The following is a 16,716-nucleotide window of genomic DNA, read 5'->3' as shown; positions in this document are numbered from 1 at the left end:
TTGATCGATGTAAATAAATTCGAAAGTATGCAAATAGGTTTGGCTTCTCCCGAAAAAATCAGAAGCTGGTCTTACGGTGAAGTAAAAAAACCTGAGACGATTAACTATCGTACCTTAAAACCTGAGCGCGAAGGGTTGTTCTGTGAGCGGATTTTTGGTCCTACAAAAGACTGGGAATGTGCCTGCGGAAAATACAAACGTATCCGTTACAAAGGAATCGTTTGTGATCGCTGTGGTGTGGAAGTGACTCGTTCAAAAGTTCGTCGTGAACGTATGGGTCATATCGAATTAGCAGCACCTGTTTCACATATCTGGTACTTCAAAGGTATTCCTTCACGTATGGGTCTTGTATTAGACATGAGCCCACGCGCACTAGAAGAAATCATTTACTTTGCCTCATATGTTGTTATTGAACCAGGAAACACAAGCTTAGAGAAAAAACAATTGTTGACTGAACGCGAATACCGCGAAAAACGTGAACAATATGGCCAAGAATTCCAAGCAGCAATGGGAGCAGAAGCAATCAAACAACTACTTGATAACGTTGATTTGGATGCTGAAGCGGCTGAATTGAAAGAAGAATTGAAATCTGCACAAGGACAAAAACGTACACGTGCGATCCGTCGTTTGGACATTTTAGAAGCATTCCGTGCTTCTGGCAATGAACCAAGCTGGATGGTCATGGATGTTATCCCTGTCATCCCACCAGATTTACGCCCAATGGTCCAATTAGAAGGTGGACGTTTTGCAACAAGTGATTTGAATGATCTATACCGTCGTGTGATCAACCGTAACAACCGTTTGAAACGTTTGTTAGACTTGAATGCACCAGGAATCATCGTTCAAAACGAAAAACGTATGTTGCAAGAAGCTGTAGATGCGTTGATCGATAACGGTCGTCGTGGCCGTCCTGTCACAGGACCAGGTAACCGCCCGTTGAAATCTCTTTCTCATATGTTGAAAGGGAAACAAGGTCGTTTCCGTCAAAACTTACTTGGTAAACGTGTCGACTACTCTGGTCGTTCAGTTATCGTCGTAGGTCCTTTCTTAAAAATGTACCAATGTGGACTACCAAAAGAAATGGCGATCGAATTGTTCAAACCATTCGTGATGCGTGAATTAGTTCAACGTGAACTTGCTTCAAACATCAAAAATGCGAAACGCAAGATCGAACGTCAAGAAGATGAAGTTTGGGATGTCTTAGAAGACGTCATCAAAGAACATCCAGTTCTATTGAACCGGGCACCTACGCTTCACAGATTAGGTATCCAAGCATTTGAACCCGTTCTTGTCCAAGGTCGTGCGATCCGTTTGCATCCATTGGTATGTGAAGCCTACAATGCCGATTTCGATGGAGACCAAATGGCCGTTCACGTACCGTTGAACGAAGAAGCACAAGCAGAAGCACGTATGCTGATGCTAGCTGCTCAAAACATCTTGAATCCAAAAGATGGTAAACCAGTCGTTACACCTTCTCAGGATATGGTATTAGGAAACTACTACCTAACAATGGAAGAAGAAGGTCGTGAAGGCGAAGGAATGGTCTTTAGAGACCAAAACGAAGCAGTCATCGCATGGCGTAATGGCTACGTTCATTTACATTCACGTATCGGTGTGAACCCAATGTCATTAGGGGACAAACCGTTTACTGATTGGCAAAAAGAACGTACGATGATCACAACTGTTGGTAAGATCATCTTCAATGAGATCATGCCACCAGAATTCCCTTACTTGAATGAACCAACTGACTTCAACTTGACTGTCCAAACACCAGACAAATACTTTGTTGAAGCTGGAACAGATATTCCTGCTCACATCAAAGAACAAGAGTTAGTTTTACCATTCAAGAAGAAAAACTTAGGAAACATCATTGCCGAAGTCTTCAAACGTTTCAAAGTCACTGAAACTTCTAAGATGCTTGACCGTATGAAAGACTTAGGTTACAAACATTCGACACATGCAGGTATCACTGTAGGGATCGCCGACATCAGTGTCTTGAATGAAAAACAAGTGATCATTGACGAAGCGCATAAACAAGTAGAGTCGATCACGAAACAATTCCGTCGTGGTTTGATCACTGACGACGAGCGTTATGAACGAGTAATTGCTGTCTGGAACTCTGCGAAAGACCGCATCCAACAAAAACTGATGGAAGGTTTGGAAGCGAAAAACCCAATCTTCATGATGTCAGATTCTGGTGCCCGTGGTAACATCTCCAACTTTACTCAGCTTGCTGGTATGCGTGGATTGATGGCCGCACCGAACGGACGTATCATGGAATTGCCGATCATTTCGAACTTCCGTGAAGGACTTTCTGTCTTGGAAATGTTTATCTCAACTCACGGGGCTCGTAAAGGAATGACCGATACAGCCTTGAAGACAGCCGATTCTGGTTACTTGACACGTCGTTTAGTTGACGTTGCCCAAGACGTCATCATCCGTGAAGAAGATTGTGGCACTGACCGTGGTCTTGAGATCCAAGCAATCCGTGAAGGGAATGAAATCATCGAATCTCTTGAAGATCGTTTGATTGGACGTTATACTCGTAAAGAAGTTCGTCATCCTGAAACTAACGAAATGATCATCGCCGGAAATGAATTGATTTCTGAAGATGTTGCAAAACAAATCGTCGATGCAGGTGTTGAAACAGTAACGATCCGTTCTGTCTTCACATGTAACACAAAACATGGTGTCTGCAAACATTGTTACGGACGTAACTTGGCAACTGGCTCTGACGTTGAAGTTGGGGAAGCAGTTGGTACGATCGCCGCTCAATCAATCGGTGAACCAGGTACTCAGTTAACAATGCGTACGTTCCATACGGGTGGGGTTGCCGGAGATGATATCACTCAAGGTCTTCCTCGTGTCCAAGAAATCTTTGAAGCACGTAATCCGAAAGGGCAAGCAGTGATCACTGAAGTAACAGGGGATGTCATCGATATCTCTGAAGATCCTGCGACACGTACAAAAGAAGTAACGATCAAAGGGAAAACAGATACACGTACGTATACAGTTCCTTACACTGCACGTATGAAAGTCGCTGAAGGCGATATGATCCATCGTGGTGCACCATTGACTGAAGGTTCAATCGATCCGAAACAATTGTTGCAAGTACGTGACGTTCTATCTGTTGAAAACTATCTATTACGCGAAGTACAACGCGTTTACCGTATGCAAGGGGTAGAGATCGGCGACAAACATATCGAAGTAATGGTTCGCCAAATGCTTCGTAAAGTTCGCGTCATGGACCCAGGCGATACAGATATCTTACCAGGTACGCTGTTAGATATCGCAGATTTCAAAGACCAAAACTACAATACGTTAGTTGCTGGTGGCGTTCCTGCGACATCTCGTCCAGTCTTGCTAGGTATCACAAAAGCCTCATTAGAAACAAACAGCTTCTTGTCAGCTGCATCCTTCCAAGAAACAACTCGTGTCTTGACTGATGCTGCGATCCGAGGCAAAAAAGATCCACTTCTTGGTTTGAAAGAAAATGTTATCATCGGTAAGATCATCCCAGCTGGTACTGGTATGCCACGTTACCGTAACATGGAACCAAAAGAAGTTGGCGTTGCAAGTGAAAACGTGTATAGCATTTCTGACATCGAAGCACAAATGGCTGCAGAAGATGCAATGAATGAACAAACACGATAATTTGTGATTTCATATAAAGAAGGTCAAGTTCCTGTTTTAGGAGCTTGACCTTTTTTTGTGGATAAGTATGACTCAAATAAACAAATAGATTTGGGGATAAAAATAGCAATAAATATCCACAGTGGATAATTACTGCTCACACCAAGATTTATCCACAATGAGTTCGATGAAAAAGAAAATACAGTGACAATAGGCTTGAAATACCGGTAGGGGGTACAATGAGCATATTTATGTTTATTTAAAAGAAAACGAGTATGATAAAACCAAAGGAGCTGATAAGAGATGGCAGTGAAAAAAGCTGTATTTGCAGGTGGTTGCTTTTGGTGTATGGTCAAACCGTTTGAAACGCAGCCGGGTATCCTTTCTGTTACTTCGGGTTATACAGGTGGACATGTACCAAATCCAACCTACGAACAAGTGACGACTGGAACAACAGGACATACGGAAGCAGTAGAGATCGAATACGATCCTGAAATCATCACTTATGCGCAATTAGTTGAAATCTATTGGCAACAAACCGATCCGACAGATGCTTTAGGTCAGTTTGCTGATCGTGGCGACTCGTATCGTCCGGTCATTTACTATAGTGATGAAGCAGAGCGTGAAGCCGCGGAAAAATCAAAACAACAGTTACAAGAAAGTGGCCGTTTTGATAAACCGATCGTCACGAAGATCGAACCTCGTACGACCTTTTATCCCGCAGAAGAGTATCACCAAGATTACTACAAGAAAAATAAGATCCATTACCAGTTGTATCGTGAAGGCTCTGGCCGGGCAGGTTTCCTTAGAAAAAACTGGAAAGATTAGTCTTTTAAACAGAAGTAGTCACGTATGATAGACGTAAGAAAAGAGGAAGGACGGATATTTTTTCCGTGTACTTCTTCTTTTTTGTGCTATCGGAAATGAAGAATCAGCCATAACGCAATACTCAGAAAAGGAATGAAGGGTAGCTGTTTTCTTTTCTTGTGAAGTAAAGCAGTGAGACCAAAATAACTGATAGCAAGGCAACTGGCGATAAATAAAAGTATAATGAGTTGTGAAGAGGTGAGTCCGCCACTCCAACTAAGTAAGAGTAATGTGTCGCCTGCCCCTAAATAGGCTTGACCATAACGCAGCAAACCGAAAGTGATCAAACTGAATACGAAACTTGTACAGACTTGAAACTGAGCGGTCAACAACCAGTAGACCCATAAGAACGTCCAGGAGAAGTAGAAAACGCGAGTGTCGATCGCAAGATGAAAAATATCCATCAGCGAAAATAAAAAAGCAAGGAATAGCCAAATCAAATGAACTGTCTCTGTCGAATAAGCACTTGCATACATAAATAGCGCACTGCTGGTCAACTCAGCTAATGGATAAATGGGCGAAAGTCGTGCCTGACAAGAGCGACAGCGGAACCGTTGTATGAAGATCGAAAGTAAGGGAATCAACTCATACCATCGTAATGTTTGCTGACAGTTGACACAATGAGAACGAGGGGAAATAATAGAAAGGTCTTGAGGAACACGTTGTGCGACTAGGCACAAAAAAGAACCAAAACAACAACCAATGATAAAATAAAGAAACATCAGACCACCTCCTTTTGATTAAGATACGCAAAAAGGAAAAGAGAGGATGAAAAACAATGATTGTAATCGGTGTTGACATCGGTACTACGCAAACGAAAGCAGTTGCATTCAATGAACAAGCAGAAGAAGTAGCTACAGCCTACTTTCATTATCCGTTGATCCAAGAAATCCAAGGAATGGCTGAACAAGATCAGGGATTGATCGTCCAAGCAGTGTATGCTGTCATCAATGAAGTAATCCAACAATTACCCGCACAGCCCATCGAATTTATCTCGTTTTCAACAGCTATGCACAGCTTGATTTTATTAGATAAAAACAAAAAGCCTTTGACGCGTATGTTCACTTGGGCAGACACCCGTGCGGTCAATGAAGCAGAAAAACTAAAAGTGACTGAAAAAGGGCGGATAATCTATGAACTGACTGGTACACCGATCCATCCAATGACGCCGTTGATCAAACTCAAATGGTTGAAAAACAACTTTCCTGATTTATTTGATCAAGCGGCTTATTTTGTAGGAATCAAAGATTATCTTTTTTATGAACTATTTGCTGAGCTAGTCAGTGATTACAGCACTGCTTCTGGTACAGGTTACTTCGATATCCATCGATTCCAATGGTCAGAACCTATTCTTGAAGAGTTAGGAATACAAGAAGCCCAGCTCCCAAGAGTGGCACCTGCGACTGCCCAATTCACGCAACTAACAGAAAAGGCTCGTACTAAGTTTCATTTTGATCAAGAAATCCCATTTATTTTAGGAGGAGCGGATGGTCCATTATCAAATTTAGGCTTAGGAGCATTCGGTGAAACGACGGCGGCACTGACGGTGGGTACAAGTGGAGCATTGCGCTTTATTTCAAATCGTCCGCAGCTCCATCCACAAATGGAAACTTTCTGTTATGTCTTGGATCAAACACACTGGGTCATTGGAGGCGCGACGAGTAATGGTGCGGGAATCTTTGATTGGGCTGTCCATACATTGATGCAAGATGTCGTTCAAAGAGCCAAGGAACAAGGAGAAGATCCTTATCAAGCCGTTCTTTCTGAAATCAGTTTTGTCCCACCTGGGGCTAATGGCTTGATTTTTCAACCGTATTTGCTTGGTGAACGAGCACCTTTATGGGATGCAGAAGCATTTGGCAGTTTTATTGGTCTGCAACGATGGCACACGGAAAAAGACATGATGCGTGCGGTCCTTGAAGGGGGTTGTTTCAATCTCAAGCGAATTTTACTAGGTATTTGCCCACCTGAGCAAGTCATTGAATTACGAGCAACAGGTGGCTTTGCTCAATCGGTTTTATTTCGGCAGATCATGGCGGACGTTTTGGGACAACCCATCCGTTTTCCAAAAGTCAAAGAAGCTTCAGCTTTAGGCGCAGTCATTTTAGGTTGGCAGAGCCAAGGTAGGATCAATTCATTAGCCGAAGCTTCCACATATATTGAGCTAACGCAACAAATAGCCGTTCAGAAAAAAGCCAATCGTATGTATAACAAAATATATCCTTTGTTTGTCTCCACACAGCAAGAATTAAGCCGCTATTCGCAATTATTTGCCGAACTACGAGAGGATCTATCCATGGAGATGAGCAATGAAGAAGGCGAATTTTAAATAATGACATTCGTTATATTTTTTGTTTATCTGACGGATTTTTCGCCATTTAAAAAAAGCGTCGTACTGGGGATGAAAATCGTTCTCATCTAAAGGATTTTAGTGTACTTTTCCTTCAAAGTTTACTATGATTTTAGTATAGGTAAATGCGAGGAGGCAGAATTACATGAAATTTCAACAAACAAAAGAAGTATTGAATCAATTAGTAGCAGATTTAAGCCAAATGTCGGTGATCGTTCACCAAACACATTGGTATATGAGAGGTCCTGGATTTCTGACATTGCATCCAATGATGGACAAATTCATGGACGACTTGAACGAACAATTAGATGAGATCTCAGAACGTTTGATTACATTAGATGGTTCACCTTATTCGACATTACGTGAATTTGCAGACAACACAAAAATCCCTGATGAAGTTGGCCGTTGGGATCGTACGATGGAAGAACGTCTAGAAACATTAGTAGCTGGTTACCGCTACTTAGCAGATCTTTTCCAAAAAGGAATTGACGCTGCTGGTGAAGAAGGCGACGATCCAACACAAGATATCTTTATTGATTTTAAAGCAGCAACAGAAAAACGCATCTGGATGCTACAAGCACATCTAGGCAAAGCACCAGGAATCGACGCATAAATTGAATTGATAGACCCCTCACTTAAACATAAGGATAGGTGAGGGGGCTTGTTTTATTTCTCTGTTTGTAATTGTTGGCGTGCTTGATCGATCTGCTGTTGTACTTGATCAAATCCGGTACCGCCTAATGAATTCCGACGTTTTACTGCTGTTTCTGGGCGTAAAGCATCATAGATATCCATTTCGATCAGTGGACTGATTTGTTGATATTCTGCAAAAGATACATCTTGGAGATAACAACCTTGTTGCGTACATTGTAAGACTAATTTGCCGACAATCTCATGTGCTTGACGGAAAGGTAAACCCTTCGCAGCCAAGTAATCGGCTAACTCAGTCGCATTGGAGAAATCTTTTTGCGTGGCCGCATACATACGAGCTTTATTTACTGCCATGGTTTTTACCATGCCTTCCATGATCGAGGGGCTGGCTAAAATCGTTTCACTCGTGTCGAACATTCCTTCTTTATCTTCTTGGAAATCTTTGTTATAAGCTAAAGGCAAACCCTTCATCAACGTGAGTAAACCAAATAAATTACCATATACCCGACCAGTTTTCCCACGAATCAATTCCGCCATGTCAGGATTTTTCTTTTGGGGCATGATCGAACTGCCTGTTGAAAAAGTGTCCGAAAGTTCAATGTATTGGCATTCGTAACTACACCAAAAAATGATTTCTTCGCAAAAACGTGACAAGTGCATCATCAATAAAGAAGCGTTACTTAAAAATTCAAGAATAAAATCACGGTCACTGACAGCATCAAGACTGTTTGCATAAACAGCAGAAAAGCCCAATTCATTTGCAGCGAAAGAACGATCAATCGGAAACGTCGTACCTGCCAGTGCAGCACTGCCTAAAGGGGAAATATCGATTCGTTTCAAGCTTTCTGTGAAGCGTTCATAATCACGTGTAAACATCTGATAGTATGCTAAGAGATGATGGCCAAAGGAAATCGGTTGGGCGTGTTGCAGATGGGTATATCCCGGCATGATCGTAGCGATATGCTCCGCTGCTTTTTCCACGAACGTTTGACGTAACGAATGAAGCTTTTCAATCAGTTCAAGCACCGTTTCTTTCAGGTACAAGTGCATGTCTGTTGCGACTTGGTCATTGCGACTACGAGCCGTATGTAGTTTCCCAGCAACAGGTCCGATTTCTTCATGTAGGCATTTTTCGATATTTAAGTGGATGTCTTCGTTTTCTACCGAAAAATGCAAGGTGCCATTCGTTAAACGTGTTTGCAGTTTTTCCAAACCAGTGATGATCTGTTGAGCTTCTTCCTCGGACAAAATCCCAGTATATGCCAACATTTTTACATGCGCGAGACTCCCTAAAATATCTTGTTCAGCCAACTTTTGATCAAAGGAGATCGAAGCACCGAATGCATCGATCCACTGTTCACTTTTCCCTTGAAACCGTCCACCCCAAAGTTTATCCATGTGATTCCTCCTATGTTTTGAATGAAGAAAAGCAGGCAAAAGTTCCTGTTTGAGCTCGCACTCAGCTTTTACCTCGCTTTTATTTTGATTGATACGCTCACTACTCTGATCCTACAGCTGTTTGTTGTTGCGTTTGAACTTCCGCATAGACTTTCGATGGAAGCCCCCAAAGCTTGATAAATCCGACAGCCGCTTGTTGATCGAAGGTATCCGCTGAAGTATACGTTGCTAATTCTTCGTTATACAGACTATTGGCTGATTTACGCCCTTCAACGATGACATTCCCTTTGAATAGTTTGACACGGACAGTTCCATTGACAGCCGTTTGCGTTGCTTTTAAGAAAGAAATCAACGCCTCAGTCAATGGATTGAACCAGAGACCATCATAGATCATTTGACTCAACTGTTGCTCGATCATCGGTTTGAAATGTGCTAATTCACGAACGAAAGTCAAATCTTCTAATTCTTTATGTGCCTGCATCAAAGTGATTGCCCCAGGACATTCATAAACTTCCCGAGACTTGATTCCCACTAGACGATTCTCCACATGATCGATCCGACCGATTCCATGCTTGCCAGCTAATTGGTTCAAGGACAAAATCAATTCGGATAAAGGTAAACTTTCTTGATTCAAAGCAACTGGCACGCCTTGTTCAAAAGTGAGTTCAATGATATCCGGCTGATCTGGTGTATACTCTAAGGCTGTCGTGATGTCGTAAGCACCCGCCGGCGGAGTCGCCCAAGGGTCTTCCAACACACCACACTCACAAGCACGTCCCCACAAGTTTTGGTCGATGGAGTAGGGATTCTCCAAATCTGCTGGAATCGGCACATCATTTTCTTTCGCATAGGCGATTTCCTCTTCACGGGACCATTGCCACTGACGTACTGGTGCAATGATTTTCATTTCAGGCGCCAAGGCATTGATGGCCACTTCAAAACGAACTTGGTCGTTGCCTTTTCCCGTACAGCCGTGAGCAATCGTCGTTGCGCCAGTTTTTCGGGCTAATTCCACTAATTTTTTTGCGATTAAGGGGCGAGAAAGCGCAGAAACCAGTGGATAAGACTGCTCGTAAAATGTATGACCTTGTAGCGCAATCAAGGCAAACTCTTGAGCAAATTCTTCTTTTGCATCAATAGCGTAAGACGCAATTGCGCCAACTTGAAGTGCTTTTTCTTTAATAAAAGCTGTATCTTTGCCTTCACCAATATCTAGGCAACAAGCAATCACCTCATAATCTTTTGCCAACCATTTGATTGCGACAGAGGTATCTAAACCACCTGAGTAAGCCAATATAATTTTTTCTTTCATAAAATCGCCCCTTTATTTTTAGTGTTTTCAAAATAGTTGTTTCAAATGATAACACCATAAAAATGAAAAAGCAATCAATAAATTAAATAAATATACATAAAATTAAATAAAAAGAAAATAATATTCATAAATAAAGAAATTGAACATATTTTTATACAATTAAGCTTTTCTTTCTAAATGAAACCAAAACATTGAAAAAGCGAAAATGAAAGGAAAATTAAATTTTTCAGAAGCATAGAAAAACGTTGACATTATCAGCATTTGAAGGTAATATGTTAAATGGTATTGTTTGCCCCACAAAGAGCCCCGGAAACTCGAAGTGTATGTCAAACATCAGAACTTAAATTGGAGGAAAATAACGTGCGTACAACATATATGGCCAAACCAGGCGAAGTAGAACGTAAATGGTATGTAGTAGACGCAACTGATGTTCCATTGGGACGTCTTTCAACAGTTGTTGCATCTGTACTACGTGGAAAAAATAAACCAACTTTCACCCCTCATTTGGATACTGGCGATTTCGTCATTGTTATCAATGCAGATAAAGTGAAATTAACAGGTAAAAAAGCGACTGATAAAATTTATTACCGTCACAGCAACTACCCAGGAGGATTGAAATCAATTTCAGCTGGTGAATTGCGTGCTAAAAATTCTCGTCGTTTGATCGAAACTTCTGTAAAAGGCATGCTACCTAAAAATACTTTAGGCCGCAAACAATTTACAAAATTGAATGTATACGGTGGAGCAGAACATCCACATGCAGCACAACAACCAGAAGTTTTAGACATCACAAACTTAATCTAATAGGAGGGAATTTCATTGGCACAAGTTCAATATATCGGCACAGGCCGTCGTAAAAATGCAGTTGCCCGCGTACGTTTAGTACCAGGAACTGGTAAAATTACTATCAACAAAAAAGATGTTGAAGAATATATTCCACATGCTGACTTGCGTGAAGTTATCAATCAGCCTTTCGGCGTTACTGAAACAAAAGGCGCATATGACGTATTTGTTAACGTAAACGGTGGAGGCTACGCTGGACAATCAGGAGCTATCCGTCACGGAATCGCTCGTGCATTGCTAGAAGTTGATCCTGACTTCCGTTTAGCGCTTAAACGTGCTGGGTTACTTACACGTGACGCACGTATGGTTGAACGTAAAAAACCAGGTCTTAAGAAAGCTCGTAAAGCTTCACAGTTCTCAAAACGTTAATCGTTGCTATATCAATGATTTCAGACACTTTCTCATTGCGAGAAGGTGTCTTTTTTGTTCTGGTCATGAGAAAGGTAATGATATCGTATTTTGGCTCTTTGACAAGTAGTGTTGGTGAGTTCAAATTAAAGCAATTCCATAGTGAATCAATCGAAGAAAAAGAAGCGACTGCAAAAGAGATTTAGTTAATTTGAAGAAAGTAAGATATATTTATTTCATTAGTCCGCCATCATTTGTTTTTCACCGCCAATTGAGATGAAATGGCGGCGAAAAGAATCAATTTTCATGATTTAAAATACTTTCTTTGAGTCATGACTTGCTGAAGATGATAACTAGATTAACGACTATAAAGGAAAACAGAAGTAATATTATCACAGAAAAAGAGCTGGATAAAAATCAACGAGTTCGCTCTGTTTAACACTATATTTAAATGAAGAGTTGTCCTATCAATACAATCAAACTATTCTGAAAGCGGAGATTGATCCGTTACTGTTGATTCCCTTTTTTGTTTTAGACTTTCTTTCAATTTAGTAATGCTAATGGTTGAACGTCACATTTACTGACTTTGTTGTTACTATACATGTCAGGATATTTAGTGAGCAAGTACATCAGTAGTGAAATGATATTTGAAGGGGCGAAACAAACCTACTATGAAACGTTACAAGCGAGTTCTATCGATTGGTTGGAAAATGAATAAGACTATACGCCTTTTGTCCGCTATTTAGTTGGAATCATTTTGCGGGGAAATCATCGGAACATTTTTGGGTAATAATCAATTGAGAACTAACGCTTGCAAAACGTCTTATAGAAGAGTTATAAAATTTATTATCTATCAGTTTTTTAAAAATTATTTTTTTCTATAGTATTAGCATAATATTGAGTACTTATAGATCTTTAGATGAAAATGAGCAAAAATCATTATGTTGTTGTATACTAAGAATATGCTTTGGTTCCTTTTTAAAGATAAGATATTCAAATGTATAAATTATATTGTAATAATATTTTTTTGATAAAATAGAAATATATTAAATTTCATTGGAGCGATATTATGATTGATATAGAAATTAAAAAAATAGTTGAACATGGTAAAAAACTTGATTATCAGATAAGTGAAGAAAAAGCCTTTGATATTTTGGTTTGCTCTCTATATTGTTTTAAATCATTGGATCTAGAAAAGAATTGGTATGATTTAATCCACAATACTATAACAGATGGAAGTAACGATGGTGGATTTGATTTTGTTTATTTTGATGATGATAATTCGAAGGTTATAATTGGGCAAAATAAATTTTCGAAAAATGTGGATGTAAATGGAGCTATATCAGAAATAGAAAAAATTAATAGGACTATTTTAGATTTCGATAAAAATAATACTAGCTTATATAATAAAGAAGTAAAAAGACTCTATCGTAATGCGTTAGATAGATTAAATGATGAAAATGTAGGGAATATAGAAGTTGTTTTTAGTTCTCTATCAAAATTTAATGAAGAGAAAGTAAATACTAAATTATTTTCTATGGGTAGATTTTCTGAACTTACCTTTTTAGATGAAAAAGAAATTGAAAAAATGATTGGGGAAATACGTGATAATTTACCAGTAGTAAGTGAGTATAAGTTTTCTTTAGATCGTACTAATAATTATTTAGAATACAAATCTGATTACTATGAAGGGGTAGTTGTTAACATAGATGCGCACAGTCTAAAAAGCGCATATGAGAAGTATGAAAAAGACGGGCTATTTAATTTAAATATACGTAGATATATAAAATCGAAAGCTGTAGATGATGCAATTATCAATACAATTATTAAGGATTCTGATAATTTTTGGTTTTTAAATAATGGAATTACAGTTGCATGTGATGATTTTATTATAGATGGTGATAAGATAAAAATATATGATTTTTCAATTGTTAATGGTGGTCAGACAACGACATTAATATCTCAAAAAATAAATGATAAAATTCAAAATTTTTATATTATGTGTAAAATTATAAAAAAAATTTCTACGTCTAAAGAAAGTAATAATATTCAATTTTTTAATAAAATTGCTGAATCAACTAATTCTCAAAAACCTATTCAACCACGTGATTTGAAATCAAATGCACCAGAAATGATAAGTTTACAAAGTTTACTTAAAGAAAAAGGCTATTTTTTAGAGATAAAAAGAGGGGTTTCAGCTCCTAGAAAGTTTGCTAACAAGAAAATAAAAAATGAAGATTTTGCCCAAATTTATTTTTCTTTTGTATGCCAAAAACCTGGAACATCAAGGTCTAATAAAAAATCACTTTTTTCAAATAACACTAATTATAAAACTATTTTTCAACAAAAATTTAGAAAGAAGCCAGAAAAAATTGACTTTATAACGAACTTAATTGATTTGAACCAATATATAGATGAAGCAATATTGTCTCTTAAGAATGTTGGTGATAATACTTTAGATATTAACGAAATGAATATATTGGTAAATTCTAAACAGACTTTAGTCGCTTTATTCGGCTTTTTATATAGGCTTTCTAATAATGACTTTGATATTAGGATAAACAGTGTTTCTGATCTTTCAGGAAGTGAAGATTTTATATTTGGTAATTTTATTTCTAATTATAAAAAAGACAACATTTCAGAATTAGTCAAAAATTTGATAGTAGAGTTTACGCAATTTTTAACAGATATGTATAATACTGAGTTCGAAATAGGGAGGGTAACTAGCGTAAGTAACTTCTTTAAAACTGATAAAAAATATGTAGATACAATTTTAAAAAAATATGTAGATCAATTGAAAACAAGAGATAATCTTGAATCTACAATGCAATATTATGGTGATATTTTTAAAAGATAAAAATATAAATAACTCCCACCAATTCCCACCACCCCCATCATTTAATGGAAGAATTAATTGCTACCAATAGTTATCTATACTGTTGGAGAAAATTAATTTTTCCATTCTTTTTTTCATTATTTTCATTATTTTTTCTAATCGATACGTACGACTGTTTTTAATAATAATAAATTGGACAATACCAATTAAACTTAGTTTTTAAGCAGTTTAAAATTATTTAATTTATAAAAAAACTATAGTTATCCACTTGATTATACAACTAAAATGGTTATTTTATATTTTTTTTCAAAATTTATATAAGAGTGGATCGATAAAATGTTGTATATTTTTCCAAGGATTTTTACGCGTGCGTTTTGTTGTTTAATTTTTTTCAGGAACTGAAATAAAAATAAGATGAAGTGAAAAATAGGGGAAGGTATGATAAACGCAGTTCTAAGAGGGAGGTAGGAAAAGCTGTTTATAGGGAGACGAAAAGGAATCGCTTCTTTGGTTTTGATTTTGCTGTTGCTGACTAGTAACGCAACGATTGGTAAGGCAGATACAGAAAACTATGGAAGTTATGGTGAGACGGGTTTTTATGGTAAATATGAAAAGACGACTTTTCCTGATTCGGACGATTTAACAGAAGATGAGAAACATATTCTTTCCACTTCTCCAGATGAACAAATAAAAATACCGGCTGCCGGTGATGCTTCAAATGAGGGATTGTATCTTTTATCTTTGATCACAATAGTAGCAAGCATCATTTTGTACTGGAAACTGAGCTTAAATAAAACAATCGTTTAAGCGAAAAAGAAAGGAACATAGGTCTTAAAAATGAGAAATATAAAAAAATATTCTTTAGCAATTATTGCCGGCGTTGGGATAATTTCTACATACGGCACCACGTTTGTCAGTGCAGCTACTGCTGGACAGTATGATTCAAAATCTTCGGTTGAATTCAAACAAGGGACGACCGTTACACCGCCGGTTGATCCAGAAGATCCAGATACAAGTATTCCGGTAGTACCGATCGATCCAACTGATCCGACAAATCCTCCGGGGCCTGGTACGGGTGGCCCATTATCGATTGACTTTGCATCATCTTTGGCGTTTGGTAAACAGTCGATTTCGTCAAAAGAAGAAACTTATTATGCACATCCTCAAGCATTTGCTAGTGGAAAAACTGCTGAGAACTATGTACAGGTAACTGATACTCGTGGGAACTTTGCGGGCTGGACGTTATCAGTTGCGACGGATTCACAGTTTCACTTAGACACGGTCGATCCATCAGTGACTGATGAAAGTAGTGCGGAAGTGGGTGATTACTTAACAGGGGCGCAATTAGCTTTTAGTGGTGGTCATGTGAATACAGAAAAAGGAACGGATCCATCGATTTATCCTGAAGAAGTAAAAACAGAGATGTATACGGTATCTCCTGCGGCAACAGTTATTGTCTCTGCGGATAAAAATCAAGGGATGGGTACGTGGATCTATGGTTTAGGTAAACCAACGGATTATGATTCGACGGCGACAACTGGAGATGCAGTTGCGACAAAATCACCGATTACATTATGTGTGCCGGGTGCAACGGTGAAAAAAGCGGGGATTTATACGACCAATCTAAATTGGACGCTATCCGACATTCCAGCAAACTAAATAAATTCAGATATTTTCCTAGGAAGGAGGATTAGATGAAGAAGTTTTTATTAGCAAGCGTGCTTTCGACATTGCTTGGTGCTCTAGCCAGTCAAATGGTTTTTGCAGCGCCTCATGATGATGTAGGAGGGTATGATGCGGTAAAATTCCGATCATCAAAAGAACCGACACTTCCTGTAGATCCTACCAATCCGGAGATTCCAGTTGATCCGATGAATCCTGATGGTTCGAGACCTGAGCCTGGTACAGGCGGCGCGTTATCGATTGATTTTGCTAGTAGTTTGGATTTTGGGATGAATAAGATTTCCAATAAAGATGAGTATTATGCTGCACAGGCGCAAAGATACTTCAATGATCCTCATTTGATCACTCCGAACTTTGTTCAAGTGACAGATAATCGTGGGACATTGGCTGGCTGGACATTAAAGGTGAAAGAAACCCACCAGTTTCGTGCTGAAGAGCCGACTCAATACGAAGAATTAACAGGGGCGACTTTGTTTTTCTTGAAACCAAAGATGGTAAGTAATAGCAACTCCCCGCAACCTACCACTTATGAAGTACTAGGAATGGTTCCGAATCAAGAGAGCATGATCACTAGTGCGGCGGTTGACCAAGGTGCTGGAACATGGATTACACGCTGGGGAGATATGTCAGATTTATTCGAAAAAAAGGAACTAATTGAAGGAGAAGAAGTAAACACAACTTTTACTTCTGCGATTCAATTGTTTGTTCCTGGATCAACACCTAAAGATCCAGTGAGCTATCAAACTAATTTGGTCTGGATTCTTTCAGATCTGCCAACAAACAAATAACAATGTC

Annotated in this window: 13 protein-coding genes; 10 read left to right on the top strand and 3 right to left on the bottom strand. The window is 38.8% G+C overall.

All coding sequences use genetic code 11. The annotated features are described in order from the left end of the window. Together rpoC and msrA are read left to right on the top strand one after the other, a co-directional pair. Window positions 1-3,654 (top strand): DNA-directed RNA polymerase subunit beta', encoded by a 3,654-nt coding sequence (rpoC, locus tag IGL24_RS14950; protein ID WP_277989384.1) that lies wholly within the window; start codon window positions 1-3, stop codon window positions 3,652-3,654. A gap of 282 nt (window positions 3,655-3,936) precedes the next feature. Continuing rightward, complete coding sequence (gene msrA, locus IGL24_RS14945) at window positions 3,937-4,461, top strand: peptide-methionine (S)-S-oxide reductase MsrA (RefSeq protein WP_206857632.1); 525 nt, start codon at window positions 3,937-3,939, stop codon at window positions 4,459-4,461. A gap of 86 nt (window positions 4,462-4,547) precedes the next feature. Here the strand turns inward: msrA and IGL24_RS14940 are convergent, their stop codons facing one another. Next, window positions 4,548-5,222: a prepilin peptidase gene (locus IGL24_RS14940; RefSeq protein WP_429968508.1), complete on the bottom strand. Its 675-nt coding sequence runs from the start codon at window positions 5,220-5,222 to the stop codon at window positions 4,548-4,550. A gap of 56 nt (window positions 5,223-5,278) precedes the next feature. On the opposite strand from IGL24_RS14940, the gene IGL24_RS14935 reads away from it, so the two are divergent. Beyond that, window positions 5,279-6,829 carry a gluconokinase gene (locus IGL24_RS14935; protein WP_207700349.1) on the top strand — a complete coding sequence of 517 codons (1,551 nt, stop codon included), beginning with the start codon at window positions 5,279-5,281 and terminating at the stop codon, window positions 6,827-6,829. Window positions 6,830-6,995: 166 nt separating this feature from the next. After that, on the top strand, window positions 6,996-7,463 hold the full coding sequence (locus IGL24_RS14930) for a Dps family protein (RefSeq protein WP_206857618.1): 468 nt from the start codon (window positions 6,996-6,998) through the stop codon (window positions 7,461-7,463). A gap of 53 nt (window positions 7,464-7,516) precedes the next feature. On the opposite strand, the gene argH is transcribed toward IGL24_RS14930, so the two are convergent. Together argH and IGL24_RS14920 are read right to left on the bottom strand one after the other, a co-directional pair. After that, on the bottom strand, window positions 7,517-8,899 hold the full coding sequence (argH, locus tag IGL24_RS14925) for an argininosuccinate lyase (RefSeq protein WP_207700348.1): 1,383 nt from the start codon (window positions 8,897-8,899) through the stop codon (window positions 7,517-7,519). A 100-nt stretch (window positions 8,900-8,999) separates the two neighbouring features. Next, complete coding sequence (locus tag IGL24_RS14920; protein WP_207115773.1) at window positions 9,000-10,211, bottom strand: argininosuccinate synthase; 1,212 nt, start codon at window positions 10,209-10,211, stop codon at window positions 9,000-9,002. 375 nt (window positions 10,212-10,586) lie between these two features. On the opposite strand from IGL24_RS14920, the gene rplM reads away from it, so the two are divergent. The 6 genes from rplM to IGL24_RS14890 all read left to right on the top strand — a co-directional run bounded on the left by rplM (window position 10,587) and on the right by IGL24_RS14890 (window position 16,709). After that, entirely contained in the window at window positions 10,587-11,015 is a 429-nt protein-coding gene (rplM, locus tag IGL24_RS14915; RefSeq protein WP_153830627.1) for a 50S ribosomal protein L13, read from the top strand. Window positions 11,016-11,030: 15 nt separating this feature from the next. Next, window positions 11,031-11,423 carry a 30S ribosomal protein S9 gene (gene rpsI / locus IGL24_RS14910; protein WP_010733940.1) on the top strand — a complete coding sequence of 131 codons (393 nt, stop codon included), beginning with the start codon at window positions 11,031-11,033 and terminating at the stop codon, window positions 11,421-11,423. A 1,048-nt stretch (window positions 11,424-12,471) separates the two neighbouring features. Continuing rightward, window positions 12,472-14,259, top strand: a complete 1,788-nt coding sequence (locus tag IGL24_RS14905; RefSeq protein WP_429966348.1) for an AIPR family protein — start codon at window positions 12,472-12,474, stop codon at window positions 14,257-14,259. A gap of 504 nt (window positions 14,260-14,763) precedes the next feature. Further along, complete coding sequence (locus IGL24_RS14900; protein WP_429968507.1) at window positions 14,764-15,045, top strand: hypothetical protein; 282 nt, start codon at window positions 14,764-14,766, stop codon at window positions 15,043-15,045. Between the two features lie 30 nt (window positions 15,046-15,075). Then, a complete protein-coding gene (locus tag IGL24_RS14895; protein WP_206859237.1) occupies window positions 15,076-15,897 on the top strand; it encodes a WxL domain-containing protein in 822 nt (273 codons plus the stop codon). A gap of 35 nt (window positions 15,898-15,932) precedes the next feature. Further along, the gene (locus IGL24_RS14890) at window positions 15,933-16,709 is read left to right on the top strand and encodes a WxL domain-containing protein (protein WP_206859235.1); all 777 of its coding nucleotides are present in this window, start codon (window positions 15,933-15,935) and stop codon (window positions 16,707-16,709) included. The last annotated feature ends 7 nt before the right edge of the window (window positions 16,710-16,716 follow it).

Source organism: Enterococcus sp. DIV2371 (assembly GCF_050498525.1).
Classification (GTDB): domain Bacteria; phylum Bacillota; class Bacilli; order Lactobacillales; family Enterococcaceae; genus Enterococcus_B; species Enterococcus_B mangumiae.
The sequence above is the reverse complement of the archived record's forward strand: the minus strand, read 5'-3'. Positions and strand labels throughout refer to the sequence as shown.

Excerpts from the sequence above, each read along its gene's own strand:
- msrA (WP_206857632.1), top strand. The coding sequence starts at position 3,937 with ATGGCAGTGAAAAAAGCTGTATTTGCAGGTGGTTGCTTTTGGTGTATG.
- IGL24_RS14940 (WP_429968508.1), bottom strand. The coding sequence starts at position 5,222 with ATGTTTCTTTATTTTATCATTGGTTGTTGTTTTGGTTCTTTTTTGTGC.
- IGL24_RS14935 (WP_207700349.1), top strand. The coding sequence starts at position 5,279 with ATGATTGTAATCGGTGTTGACATCGGTACTACGCAAACGAAAGCAGTT.
- IGL24_RS14930 (WP_206857618.1), top strand. The coding sequence starts at position 6,996 with ATGAAATTTCAACAAACAAAAGAAGTATTGAATCAATTAGTAGCAGAT.
- argH (WP_207700348.1), bottom strand. The coding sequence starts at position 8,899 with ATGGATAAACTTTGGGGTGGACGGTTTCAAGGGAAAAGTGAACAGTGG.
- IGL24_RS14920 (WP_207115773.1), bottom strand. The coding sequence starts at position 10,211 with ATGAAAGAAAAAATTATATTGGCTTACTCAGGTGGTTTAGATACCTCT.
- rplM (WP_153830627.1), top strand. The coding sequence starts at position 10,587 with ATGGCCAAACCAGGCGAAGTAGAACGTAAATGGTATGTAGTAGACGCA.
- IGL24_RS14905 (WP_429966348.1), top strand. The coding sequence starts at position 12,472 with ATGATTGATATAGAAATTAAAAAAATAGTTGAACATGGTAAAAAACTT.
- IGL24_RS14895 (WP_206859237.1), top strand. The coding sequence starts at position 15,076 with ATGAGAAATATAAAAAAATATTCTTTAGCAATTATTGCCGGCGTTGGG.
- IGL24_RS14890 (WP_206859235.1), top strand. The coding sequence starts at position 15,933 with ATGAAGAAGTTTTTATTAGCAAGCGTGCTTTCGACATTGCTTGGTGCT.